13 protein-coding genes are annotated in these 12,410 nt (G+C 61.4%); 8 read left to right on the top strand and 5 right to left on the bottom strand.

What is annotated here, in order from left to right:
• Positions 1–88 precede the first annotated feature (88 nt).
• Complete coding sequence (locus QCE73_RS25275; RefSeq protein WP_309884056.1) at positions 89–820, top strand: MBL fold metallo-hydrolase; 732 nt, start codon at positions 89–91, stop codon at positions 818–820.
• Between the two features lie 66 nt (positions 821–886).
• Here QCE73_RS25275 and QCE73_RS25270 read toward each other — a convergent pair whose 3' ends face one another.
• Positions 887–1,351, bottom strand: coding sequence for an Lrp/AsnC family transcriptional regulator (locus QCE73_RS25270; protein ID WP_309884055.1), 465 nt, complete (start codon positions 1,349–1,351; stop codon positions 887–889).
• Positions 1,352–1,445: 94 nt separating this feature from the next.
• Between QCE73_RS25270 and QCE73_RS25265 the strand changes: the two genes are divergently transcribed.
• Positions 1,446–2,078: a LysE family transporter gene (locus tag QCE73_RS25265; protein WP_309884054.1), complete on the top strand. Its 633-nt coding sequence runs from the start codon at positions 1,446–1,448 to the stop codon at positions 2,076–2,078.
• 18 nt (positions 2,079–2,096) lie between these two features.
• Positions 2,097–2,561 carry an SRPBCC family protein gene (locus QCE73_RS25260; protein WP_309884053.1) on the top strand — a complete coding sequence of 155 codons (465 nt, stop codon included), beginning with the start codon at positions 2,097–2,099 and terminating at the stop codon, positions 2,559–2,561.
• 78 nt (positions 2,562–2,639) lie between these two features.
• On the opposite strand, the gene QCE73_RS25255 is transcribed toward QCE73_RS25260, so the two are convergent.
• Positions 2,640–3,023, bottom strand: a complete 384-nt coding sequence (locus QCE73_RS25255) for a hypothetical protein (protein WP_309884052.1) — start codon at positions 3,021–3,023, stop codon at positions 2,640–2,642.
• Positions 3,024–3,460: 437 nt separating this feature from the next.
• Between QCE73_RS25255 and QCE73_RS25250 the strand changes: the two genes are divergently transcribed.
• Entirely contained in the window at positions 3,461–3,733 is a 273-nt protein-coding gene (locus QCE73_RS25250; RefSeq protein WP_309884051.1) for a tail fiber protein, read from the top strand.
• A gap of 375 nt (positions 3,734–4,108) precedes the next feature.
• A complete protein-coding gene (locus QCE73_RS25245) occupies positions 4,109–4,384 on the top strand; it encodes a Fic family protein (RefSeq protein WP_309884050.1) in 276 nt (91 codons plus the stop codon).
• On the opposite strand, the gene QCE73_RS25240 is transcribed toward QCE73_RS25245, so the two are convergent.
• Entirely contained in the window at positions 4,381–4,860 is a 480-nt protein-coding gene (locus QCE73_RS25240; RefSeq protein ID WP_309884203.1) for a low affinity iron permease family protein, read from the bottom strand. The two genes, QCE73_RS25245 and QCE73_RS25240, sit on opposite strands and share 4 nt — an antisense overlap.
• Before the next feature lie 386 nt (positions 4,861–5,246).
• On the opposite strand from QCE73_RS25240, the gene QCE73_RS25235 reads away from it, so the two are divergent.
• The 3 genes from QCE73_RS25235 (at position 5,247) to QCE73_RS25225 (ending at position 11,540) form a co-directional block, all read left to right on the top strand.
• A complete protein-coding gene (locus QCE73_RS25235) occupies positions 5,247–6,911 on the top strand; it encodes an ATP-binding cassette domain-containing protein (RefSeq protein ID WP_309884049.1) in 1,665 nt (554 codons plus the stop codon).
• 622 nt (positions 6,912–7,533) lie between these two features.
• Complete coding sequence (locus QCE73_RS25230; protein WP_309884048.1) at positions 7,534–9,834, top strand: filamentous hemagglutinin N-terminal domain-containing protein; 2,301 nt, start codon at positions 7,534–7,536, stop codon at positions 9,832–9,834.
• A gap of 629 nt (positions 9,835–10,463) precedes the next feature.
• Positions 10,464–11,540, top strand: coding sequence for a reverse transcriptase domain-containing protein (locus QCE73_RS25225; protein ID WP_309884047.1), 1,077 nt, complete (start codon positions 10,464–10,466; stop codon positions 11,538–11,540).
• A gap of 264 nt (positions 11,541–11,804) precedes the next feature.
• Here the strand turns inward: QCE73_RS25225 and QCE73_RS25220 are convergent, their stop codons facing one another.
• Both QCE73_RS25220 and aroQ read right to left on the bottom strand, forming a co-directional pair.
• On the bottom strand, positions 11,805–11,939 hold the full coding sequence (locus QCE73_RS25220; protein ID WP_309884046.1) for a hypothetical protein: 135 nt from the start codon (positions 11,937–11,939) through the stop codon (positions 11,805–11,807).
• A gap of 12 nt (positions 11,940–11,951) precedes the next feature.
• On the bottom strand, positions 11,952–12,395 hold the full coding sequence (gene aroQ / locus QCE73_RS25215; RefSeq protein ID WP_035508988.1) for a type II 3-dehydroquinate dehydratase: 444 nt from the start codon (positions 12,393–12,395) through the stop codon (positions 11,952–11,954).
• Positions 12,396–12,410 lie beyond the last annotated feature (15 nt).

Here is a 12,410-nt window from a genome sequence, read left to right as displayed (position 1 = left end):
GATACCCGGATGGCCGAAAATCGGCGCACGTGCATCGACGATCTGACCGAGCCTGGATTACGTAAGTTGTCCAAGAAAGGAGCGCACCATGCCGAGCCAGTCCCTTTCGAGCGGTACAACAATCGACGAGATTGCGGAACGCATCTATCGCATCTCCACGCCGGTCGAGATTCCCGGTGGGGGTGGCTTTTCGTTCAACCAGTATCTGATCGACGACGACGAGCCCCTGCTATTTCATACCGGTCTGCGCAGGCTGTTTCCGGTCATCCGTGAAGCAGTCGAACGCATCATATCGATCGATCGTCTGCGCTATATCGGCTTCTCTCATTTCGAGTCCGACGAATGCGGCGCACTCAACGAGTTTCTCGCGGTCGCGCCGCATGCGGAGCCGTTGTGCGGCCAAGTCGCGGCCATGGTCTCGGTCAGCGATTATGCTGACCGCCCGCCACGCGCGATGGATGATGACGAGACGATCTCGCTGGGCCAGCACAGCGTGCGCTGGCTCGATACGCCACATCTACCGCACGCATGGGAATGCGGCTTTCTCATGGAGACCGCGTCGGCGACGCTGCTCTGTGGGGACTTATTTACCCAAGGCGGTTCGCACCTTCCGCCGCTTACCGAGGGCGATATCCTCGAACCCAGCGAGGCGTTCCGTCACGAGATGGATTACTTCTCGCACACCAGAAACGCCCGCTCAATGCTGGAACGCCTTGCCGCATTGCAGCCGACGACGCTGGCCTGCATGCACGGCAGCGCCTGGCATGGCGATGGCGCGGCCTTGTTGCGCGCGCTCGCCGACAGCGTCGAACGCGCCTAGTCTCGACGCTGAGCGGCTGAACCCGCAGGCGATGCTCGGCGAGTACCCGAAGCGACGGTTGGAGGCTCAGCGCGACGCACCCGGCGCCACCAGACCGCGACGCGGAATCGGGGTAGAGAAGACGATCGAGGTCCGCGTCTCGCCGTAGGTGTTGATGGTGGCGAGAAAGCGCTCCAGTTGTTCGAGACTGGGGGATACCACGGTCACGATGTAGGAATCGGCACCGGCGACGTGATGGCATTCCAGCACCTCGGGCGCGCGGCGCAGTTTGTCGAGAAAGGTCTTTTTGCCGGGCTGCTGCACGGTGATGCCGACAATGGCGCGCACGGCATAGCCGAGCCGCACGGGATCCAGGTCGGCGCCTACGGAGCGCACCACGCCGGCGTCCTTCAGGCGCTTGAGTCGTTCCACCGTTGCAGGCACCGACAAGCCCGCGGCAAGGGCCAGCGCCTTCAAGGGCGCGCGCCCATCCTCCTGTAGCGCCATCAGAAGCGCCCAGGCTTTGGCGTCGAGTTGCAGTGCTTCGGTCATGACGGGCTTCCACCTGAAAAATCGAAGATGAACTGGATTTTCGATTGGTGTTTTATTCTGTGCAAGCCTTCGATGCCGCCGGATAATCTCCGACATGGATCTCATCTCGTCGTCACCCATTCCCGTGCTGTTCGGCCAGTCGCTACTGATCGGGCTGTCGATCGCTGCGCCGGTCGGGCAGATAGGATTGCTGGCCATCCAGCGCACGCTGGATCATGGTCGCCCTGCGGGGCTCGCCACTGGATTGGGGGCGGCATTCGCCGACGCGGTGTACGGCGCCATCGGCGCGTTTGGCGTCAGCGGATTGATCGGCTGGTTGCTGAGCCTGAGGCTGTGGCTGGGCCTGTTCGGTGGCGGCTTCCTGCTGTGGCTTGCCTGGCGCATCGCCACGAAGCCGGCGGTGCGCAGCGCGAATGCCTCCCCGCCGACCAGCACGCTGCTGCGCTATATGGCCGGCACTTTCGTGCTGACGATGTCGAACCCGACGACCATCCTCTCGTTCATGGCGGTGTTCGGTGCACTGGCAGGCCGCTCGCCTTCGGCGTCGCCCTGGGTGATGGTGGCCGGCGTACTGGTGGGCTCGGCCCTATGGTGGTTGATCCTGTCTGCCGGTGTGGCTCAGTTGCGCGACCGTTTCGACGAACGTTGGCAACGCGCCGTCAACCTGTGCTCTGCCGCGCTGCTGGCTGGGCTCGGGCTATGGCAGCTTGGCCAGCTCATCGTATGATCATCGGAGGATCAACCCGTGACGCCCCGGCTGAACGTCAGTCACAGGATCGTGGTCGACGCCGCGGTCGATCAGGCCTTCATGTTCTTCACGCCGGCCGGTGAGGAGCTGTGGGTCGACGGCTGGGCGCCAGTCTACGTCTACCCCCGCGATGGCCGCACAGAGACCGGTATGGTGTTCATCACCGGTCAGGGTGATGAGCGGACTATCTGGACGCTGACGAACTTCGACCGCAAGGCACACCGATCGTGCTATTTGCGCTGCACGCCGGCCTCGCGCACCGGTCGTGTCGAGGTGCGCTGTGTCGCACTCGACGAAGCCCGCACCGAGGTATGGGTGAGCTACGAACTCACAGCGCTGAACGCTGCGGGCGAACAGGCGCTCGAAGGTTACGAAGGCGAGCGCTTCGCTGCGATGATTGACGACTGGGGACGTAAGATCGCAGCTTGTCGCGAGTTGCTGCTGGCAGCTTCGATCTGCTGAGGCGCTCGGCTCGTGGCTGCTGGCAATCACATCCGCGGATCAACTGGCCGATGCACCGCGTGCGCCGAAGCGAAGTCCCTATTGGCGCGGCGGAACCATCGTGGGCGGGACGACCCAGGCTGCCGTCGGCACCATGTAGTAGGGCGGTGCGCTCCGCCGCATCAGCGTGCCGGTGACCGAGAGCGTCACGCCGGTCGGAAGCGGTGGTCCGATGATCAGCACCCGCGGGACCATGACCCGGCCTTGCGCGTCCTGAGAATAGCGCTTGTCGATCACGCACAGCGGTGGGTCCATCGCCAGCAGCGAGACGGGCTGTCGGGAGCCGCCGTCCGTTTCCATCACGTCCTGCACGGGCGTGCCGCGAAGCGTCATGGTAGTTCCGACCGGGAAGCAGACAGGGGCGGCGGCCCAGGCGGCGCTGGCCCACATGAAGGACAGCACGCAGAGAAGGCGGTTCTTCACGAAACAACTCTCCTGTTCGGCATCCGATTTCGAACCGTGCACTTCGTGCAGATCAACGTCTGCGCTCTCCTCTTTACCTTTCCATGGCAAGGGGGATCGGCTTCTGGAACATGAGTCTAGCAAGGTCGTTGGCAATAGCGAAGTTTGTTCCTGCCCGATGCGCAAACCCGCGTCACCGAAAAATCTCGGAACAAGCAAGCGGCCTATAATGGTCGCACGATCTTCGACAACGTCTCTGGAATATCGAGTTAACGGGAGAAGCGACAGGCCTCGGCTCCCGAACACCGGTCCCGACTTCATTTGGTTTGTCGACGAGCCGAGTGTGAGCATATCGCCGGTACTTGCGTGGCAAATCGAACAGTAACGTCCGCGCAGGGCCAGGAGTAGCCTGGAGCAGGTGTCGTTCCTTCGATCGATGACAACCAAGAAGAAGTTCAATGGGAGACGCGTATATCGGTGAAATCCGCATGTTCAGCTTCGGCTGGGCGCCCAAGGGCTGGATGCTGTGTCAGGGCCAGACGCTGCACATCGCGCAATTCCAGGCGCTGTTCGCATTGATTGGCAATTTCTACGGGGGCGACGGGACAAGTACGTTCCAGTTGCCCAATCTAACGCCAATGCCGGTGGCCGGTGGCCAGGCAAACGAAAAGCCTTACCCGCCGATGAACTTTGCAATCTGCATAAACGGCCTCTTCCCAAGCAGGGACTGAACGCACCCGGCGCGGCGATACATGTTTTCAGTCGCCGCGCCGAGGCTGAGCCTATCAGTGGTTACGGTCATCTTGTGTCAGAAGCGTTTAAACAATTAAGGATGACTGATATTTATCGCTGCATGACTAAGCTCTTCTTCCTCGATTCGCACGGCCAGACAACGCGGGCCGGGACGTCCATCGCGTTCCCCGGCGACATCGGATCGGAGCCATGGACTCGTCTCTGCAACGGATGCTGCAAGCGATCGATGCCGACAAGGCGAAGCTGGACGCGGTGCGTCCGCTTTCGCCTCCGGCTCTGGCTTCGCTGCATGAAAGACTGAGGCGAAGAACGAGCCCCTGTGCGCATGGCAGATCCGGAACATCCACAATGTCGTGCTGAAAGGCCGTATCGGTGAGGAAGCCTGCCGCTATCGACATGTGAATGTAACGACAGTCGGCGCGCGCACGACTCCGCCGGACTTTCTGAATCTGCCGGCCGAATTGGCTGCGCTCATCGAGTGGCATGCGAGAGGGGAGAACATGCATCCTGTCGCGCGCGCGGCGGAACTTCAAACGCGGTTCGTCAAGATTCATCCGTTCGTGGATGGAAACGGCAGGACGGGGCGCCTGCTCTTGAACGTCGAGCAATTCGGCTTCGACCGAAACTAACGAGGTGCTAGTCCTGGATCTGGTGCATTCTCATCGCCTCGCCGCTCGTCATCATTGCCATCGTGGTTGTCGACGAACGGCGAACCGGTGTCGCTATCGCCCGCGCGCAGCGCGGTGCGCGCTTCTTCCGCCAATTTTTCATAGTGTTTTCGGAAACGACTCAGATCTTTTTCCTCGAGTTCTTCGAGATCGAGCAGCGCGTTATGCGCACCTTCCATCGCGCGGATCAGCTCGTCGAGCTTGATCTGCATCGCGGCCGTGTCACGGTTCTGCGTGTTCTGGATCAGGAAGACCATCAGGAACGTGACGATCGTGGTCGACGTGTTGATCACAAGTTGCCATGTGTCGCTGTAGTGAAAGAACGGGCCGGTGATCGCCCACACGAGCACAAGGGCAACGGCCATCACAAAGGTGGCGGGCCTACCGGTCATCGTGGAAAGGTAGCTCGCGAATTTCGAAAACCACTTGCTGCTCATCATGATCTCCGGTAGTCGGGTCAATGTACCGGATGATGGCATAGACGGTGGATTCGCTTCTTTCTACTGATGTGACTTGCAGGCACTAAATGACCGTTTCAAAGTGGGACGACACATCTCTTGTGGGTCGTCTAGGAAAGTTTGGCTTTCAATCATCGATCGCTGTTGTTCCGGTCCAGCCTCGAAAATTCACGATCGACCAAGATCCGCCTTTCACAATATGGTCGGTGTCCCCGCAACTGGAACGCCCGTGCGTCAGCGTGCGTATTGCTTTTGGGTGGTGGACGCCGCAAAGCGAAAGTGGTTCTTCACTCGTGCGGCCCGAAAAGTGTCCGGTCTGTACGTCCGGTCGGCTATCATGCCTATCCTCTTCGAAGCCGCTCCTCATGATTTCCATCCGAAATGTCACGCTGCGCCGCGGCGTCAATGTCGTGCTCGACCGCGCATCCGTCACCTTCACCCCCGGCGAAAAGATTGGCCTTGTTGGCCGCAATGGCGCGGGAAAATCGTCCTTCTTCGGCCTTCTCAACGGCACGCTGCACGAAGACGGCGGCGAGTTTTCGATTCCCGCTGCGTGGAAGATGGGCCAAGTCGCGCAGGATATGCCGGAAACAGAGCTGAGTGCGACCGATTTCGTAATCGAGGGTGACATCGGACTGCTTGCCGCGCAGGCCGAAGTGGCCGCCGCTGAGGCCAGCGACGACGGCATGCGCATGGCGCACGCCTACATGGCCCTGCACGACGCAGGTGCACATGATGCCCCCGCGCGCGCCCAAGCGCTGATCCTGGGCCTTGGCTTCACTGCTGCGCAGCTTGGCGAGCCGGTCAATAGTTTCTCCGGCGGCTGGCGCATGCGATTGCAGTTGGCGCGCGCGCTGATGTGCCCGTCCGACGTGCTGCTGCTCGACGAGCCGACGAATCACCTTGACCTCGACGCGCTGGTCTGGCTCGAGGCGTGGCTCAAGCGCTATCAGGGGACCCTGGTCGTGATCAGCCACGATCGCGAATTTCTCGACACGGTGACGCAGGTGACGGTGCACGTCGACAACGCCAAGCTCGTGCGTTACGGCGGCAACTACAGCAAGTTCGAAGACATGCGCGCTGAGCAACTCCTGTTACAGCAGGCCGCGATGGCCAGGCAAGCGGACAAGATCGCTCACCTGCAAAAATTCATCGACCGTTTCAAGGCCAAGGCTTCGAAGGCAAAGCAGGCGCAAAGCCGCGTCAAGGCGCTCGAACGCATGGAAAAGATCGCGCCAGTGCTTGCCGACGCAGAGTTCAATTTCGAGTTCAAGGAGCCGCTCAACGTCCCGAACCCGCTGTTGTCGATGCTGGATGCGAGCTTCGGCTATCCGGCGCCGACCGACGCACCGCCGGGCACGCTCCCCACCGTCATCGTTCGGGGCATCAACCGATCTGTGCTGGCCGGTCAACGCATCGGCATCCTCGGTGCCAATGGGCAGGGCAAGTCCACGCTAGTGAAGACAGTGGCGCACGCGCTGGCGCCGATTGCCGGCGAAATCAGTGAAGGCAAAGGGTTGAACATCGGCTACTTCGCACAGCAGGAACTCGACGTGCTGCGTCCTCTCGACACGCCGATGGAACACATGATTCGGCTCGCCAAGGACACGCCGGCGCACATGCGAGCGCCCGGCCAGAGTGGTACCGAACAATCGCTTCGCACCTTTCTCGGCACCTTCAGTTTCAGCGGCGACATGGTCCATCAGGCGGTCGGCACGATGAGCGGTGGCGAAAAGGCCCGACTCGTGTTGTGCATGATCGTGTGGCAGCGTCCCAACTTGCTGCTGCTCGACGAGCCTACCAACCACCTGGACCTGGCTACCCGCGAAGCGCTAGGCATGGCACTCAACGAATTCGAAGGCACTGTGATGCTCGTCAGTCACGACCGGTCCCTGCTGCGAGCGGTATGTGATGAATTCTGGCTCGTTACCAAGGGTGGCGTCGAGCCCTTCGACGGCGATCTCGACGATTATCAGCAGTTCTTGCGCGACGAAGCTCGTCGCATGCGCGAGCAGGCTGCCGGAGCGTAGAGGCGCTTTGTTTGACGTGGTCGAGGGCCTTTACAGCCTGTCACGGCTGACGCAGCTGGCGAACGACATCGAGTGCACCCGACACCGGCGCGATGGCCAGACGCCGTAACCTGCGGGTGCTTGAGCTCATGCAGGGAGAGGCGCTTCTCGCTCGCGCTGATGGTGAGCTGGAGATCGGGTGCGCCAGATTGACCGATGCTGTCGCGCAAGCTCGAGCGGTGAGCGACCACTGGCGCGAATATCAATGGCTCGTCTGGTTCGCGATAGTGAAACTCGAGCAGGAGGACTCACGTTGACGTCGTGCGACTGGATAGTTCGATCGTAGCGGCCGCAAGAGATGGTCGCGACCTCCCATTCGCCGAACTCCTTGCGTCTTTGTTGCGTGGATTGCTGAACGAACGCCGGCAGCGTTCGCGCAGAATGAGCGAGATCGGGCGTGATTACGTACACGTTGCCGGCTTCCGGACTACTATCCGCTTATGCTTGGACAAACTACTCTTGAACGGCGACTGCCCGACTGAGTGGCGAGCGGCTCAGGGCAAAGGAGGGAAACATGCAACGCTTGGCGCGGTGTTCATGGATTCGCACCCCAAATCAATGTTGCCTTCCGATGCGACCGTTCGTGCTTGGCCTGGCGTCCGCTTACGCGATCGCGGGATCCGGGGCGCCGCCGCTCCCTGGCGGCGGCCAGTTCGTCGCGGGCAGCGGCGCTATAACGACCGGCAGCCGGTCCGTCACGATCAATCAGACGTCGTCGCGGGGCGTGATCGACTGGCGCAGCTTTTCGATCGGGTCGTCTCGCACGGTGACCTTCGACAACGGTAGCGGTGCGACGCTCAATCGGGTGACGGGCGGCGATCCTTCCACGATCCTGGGGCAGATGCACGCGAGCGGCAGTGTTTATCTCATCAATCCGCACGGCGTGCTCGTGGCCCCCGGTGGCGTGATCGCGACGGGCGGGCGCTTCGTTGCATCGACCCTGAATATCGATCCGAACGCCTTCATGCAGGGCGGGCCGCTCGCGTTTTCGGGCGGAGGTAACGGCGTGGTGATCAATCTCGGCAACATTGGTTCGAGCGGCGGCGACGTGTTGCTCGTGTCGCGCAAGTCGGTGATCAACGTCGGAAGCATCGATGCGCCGAAGGGAACGGTTGAACTGGTTGCAGGCAATCAGGTGCTGCTGCAGGACGCGTCCGCAGGCCAACAGGTATTCGTGCAGGCGGGAAGCGGCGGCACGGTGATAAACGCGGGCACGATCGGGGCGGCGCAAGCCAGCTTGCAAGCCGCCGATGGCAACGTGTATGCCCTCGCGGGCAAAAGCACTGCGATCCGCGCGACCGGCACTGCAACCCGCGATGGCCACGTCTGGCTCGTCGCCGACAAGGGCGAAGTTCATGCGGACGGCACGATCATCGCGAAGAATGCGGACGGTAGCGGCGGCGCCGTCGACACGCGCGCAACGACGCTCGACATCGGCAGCGCGACGGTGCTTGCGGGCCATTGGACATTGAGCGCCCCGATCTTCACGATCGACGCGAACGCCGCCAATGCAATCTCGCGCAGCCTGGACAAGGGCACATCGGTGGACGTTACGATCACAGGCGCGAACAGCGATATCACGGTGAGCGGCAACGTCGAGTGGCAAGGCGGCGCATCGCTTGCGCTGAATTCCGCGAATAGCGTGATGATCGCCGCGGGCTCGGCCATTCGCAACACCGGCGGCGGCAACCTCACCGTTCGCGCCGATGCAACCGGCATCGACAATGGTGGCGGCATCGGCAATCAAGGCACGATCGACTGGTCGAGGAGCAGCGGCATCGTAAGTCTGCTCTATGACTTGAATGGCAGCTATTCGGCCGGAACGCTGCTCGCCAATCGATGCTGGCCGGGCTTGCCCTTCAGCGGCTACGTCACGCAGATCACCGCATACACGCTCGTGAACAACGTCACGGATTTGATGAACGTGTCGCGGGATCTGAAGGGCAATTACGCCCTCGGCAAGGATATCGACCTGAAGACGACGCAGAGCACCTCCTTCACTCCGATCGCACCGACCGACACGGCGCCCTTCGCCGGGCAGTTCGATGGCTTCGGCCATGTCGTCAGTAACCTGAATATCCAGGTCCCTGCTCAAGCGTACGTTCCGTATGCCGGGCTGTTCGGTGTCGTTGGAGCGAGCGGCGTCGTACGGAACGTCGGGGTGGCGAACGCCGAGGTGGAGGGCGGTATCGGCGGCAGTTACGGCGCGCTCGCCGGGCGAAACGATGGTGTCGTCGCCTATGCATGGTCGACCGGTGGAGTGGGGTCGGGCGCGGCGTTCGGCGGCGTCGGGGGTGGCGGTCTCGTCGGGTGGAACAAGGGCACGATAGAACGGTCGTGGAGCGGCGCATCCGTTGGCGGCAACGGTTCGTATGGCGGCCTCGTCAACCAGAACGACGGCTGGATCGTGCAGTCTTTCGCGACCGGCTCGATCAACGTTGGCGGTTCGCACGCGAGCGGCGGCGGACTGGTCGCAAGGAACACCGGGGTGATTCAGCAATCCTATGGCACGGGTCCTGTCGGCTCCTTGATGGGAGACGGTGCACTTGTCGAATACAACGCCAGCACGGGCATCATCGAAGAGTCGTTTGCCGTGGGGCGGTCGAGTGAGCGACCGACGCCCGATATCAACGGCGCGATCGCCACGCTGAACTCGGGGACGATCCGCAACGACGTGTACTGGAACAAGGAAACGACGAATCAGCTGAACGCGGTGCATGTCGGCGAGGGCGGCACTGCACCGCCCGCGACAAACGGACTGACCACTGCGCAGATGAGCAATCCGGCGAGCTTCGTGTCGTGGAACTTCGGGCCTTCAGGCGTCTGGGCGATGCCGGCGGGCGCGACGTATCCCATGTTGCGCTGGCAACTGACGGCGCATTGAGAACCCTTTGCGGCCCGTAACGTGGCCTCATTGAAGGACCGCACTTATTCAGGATGCGACCTTGAGCGGGACAAGTGCCGAGCGGCAGAAGAGGGTGTGCGCCGTGAAAAGGCGGCGCTTTCCGGCGCGTGTAAGTCTCGCCAGGCAACCGCTCCAGCCGGAAGCAACCGGAGCAGTCATGGAGGTAACGAAATGGCTGAAGTCTTCGGGTAAGCGTGCCACGAATTGGTGACAGCGCGAAGGTGCAGGCCTTAACGTGACTGAACGCTGAGCAAACCTCGAAAATGCCGATGCGCAGGCCGACGCGGCCACCCTCGCGGGGAGGCTGATATGACAGGCTGGATGAGCGAAGCAGTGCCGCCAGTCACTGTGCAGGGGTAGTGGCGACAGCATGTACACAAGGAAAGCGTACGCAACACGGGAAGTCCCCTGGCGTGGTCAGGGATGACCGACCGGATGCCCGTGAGGGACAGGCCGGGCGCCTTGGGATGACGGAGAGGCTCGTAGTACCGATGAAACCGGGTAATGCCGGGAAGGAAAGGGGCCTCAGTTCAAGATAGACGCAGTACGTAGTGAGGACGTGGAGATTGGGCAACCTATCAACTCCGAATCGTGCTCAGAAGCTGCAGATGGCGTTACACGCGAAAGCGAAGGCAAGAGCCGCGGAGGTTGAAGCGTACGGGGTGCAGAGGTGGTTTGGCGAACTGGCGCTTGCGCTCAGGAAGGAGACTTACCGGCCAGACCCTATCAGAAGAGTGTTTATCCCGAAGGCCAATGGCAAGCTGAGGCCACTCGGCATCTCGACCTTGCGAGATCGAGTGTGCATGACAGCAGCGATGCTGGTGCTCGAACCGATCTTCGAAGCTGATCTTCCACCGGAGCAGTACGCTTACCGCCCGGGGCGAAACGCCCAGCAAGCGGTGATCGAGGTGGTGGAACGACTGCACCAGGGGCACACGGACGTCGTCGACGCCGACCTCGCGGACTACTTCGGAAATATTCCCCACGCCGATTTGATGTTGTCGCTTGCGCGACCCATCGTTGACCGGCGCGTGCTGCATCTGATCAAGATGTGGTTGGAGTGCCCCGTTGAAGAAACCGATTATCGAGGCCGGAAGACACGTACGACCGAAGCCAAGGACAGCAGGCGCGGCATTCCGCAAGGCTCACCCGTCTCACCACTGCTGGCGAATATTTATATGCGCGGGTTTGTGCTGGCATGGAAGAAGCTCGGGCTTGAGCGAAGTCTTGGCAGTCGAATCGTGACCTACGCGGACGATCTGGTGATCCTGTGCAAGCGCGGCAAGGCTGAAGAAGCGTTGTCGCGACTACGCGAGATCATGAACAAGCTGGCGCTGACGGTCAACGACGGGAAGACACAAATCTGCGCGGTTCCGGAAGGGGAGTTCCACTTCCTGGGTTTTACGTTTGGGCGGATGTACTCAGCGATAACGGGGGCAAGCCCCTATGGGCATGCGATCGGCGAAGAAGAGTATCCGGCGCATGGTCGAACAGAATCATGCAATGACGCCCTCAAGATGGCATGGCAAGAAACCACGGAGCTGGTGGGCTGGTTGAACCGCACGCTGCGCGGCTGGGCGAACGACTTCAAGGTAGGGAGCGTAAGCCGAGCCTATCGCGCGCTCGACAGCTACGCCGCAACGTGGTTGCGCCGGTGGTTATGCAACAAACATAAGCTCAGGTGACGCAGGGGCGGTGCTATCCACTCCCGCACCTTTGCGGGCAATATCGGCTCGTACGGCTGAGCGCGCGCGGCGGCGCAGCCTGGCGTGTGTGAAGGCGTGAGGTCTTGTGCGAGAGCCGGATGCGTTGGTAGCGCACGTCGGGTTCGACCAGCGGGATGTGGAAACGGGGCTACGGCGAGGTTATTGGGGCACCGCCAGACGAAAGGGGCGGCAACAGATGCACTCAACCTACCGCTACCTCGCCACATCTCGACTCTACTGGTTTCAGAAATTCGGGTCGACGCCGCCGGCGATCTGCGGCGCTCGTACTGCGATCTTCGGCAACCGGCCAGTTGCGGACATACGCCCAGTACCGGCGACGAGCACCTCGATGGCTGCTGCGCTCTCGCGAGCCGCCATCGCTATTTTCCTTTACTTTTGTTTGGTCTGAGCGACTGCCGCCCGCAAGGCCAGCAGGTAGCTCTCCACGCCGAACCCACAAATTTGGCCATCGACCACCTCCGCGAACACAGAGTGGTGGCGAAAAGACTCTCGTGCGTGGATATTGGACATATGCAACTCCACGATCGGGCAGGTAAGAATCGCCAGTGCATCGCGGATGCCATAGCTGTAGTGAGTCCACGCGCCGGCGTTGATCAGGACGGCGTCACAGCGCTCCTCGAAGGCTTGGTGAATGCGCTCGCACATGGCTCCTTCGCTGTTTGTCTGAAACGATTCCAGCTGTACGCCGAGTTCGGCGCCGAGAGCCTGCAAACGCCCGTCAATTTCAGCCAGCGTGATCGTTCCGTACTGCACTGGATCGCGCTTGCCGAACATGTTGTGGTTAATACCGTGAAGCATCAGAAACTTTTTCATTCGTCTCTCCTTCGC

The organism is Caballeronia sp. LZ029, from assembly GCF_031451275.1.
GTDB classification, from domain to species: Bacteria; Pseudomonadota; Gammaproteobacteria; order Burkholderiales; family Burkholderiaceae; genus Caballeronia; species Caballeronia jiangsuensis.
This window is presented reverse-complemented; position numbering and strand designations above follow the sequence as displayed.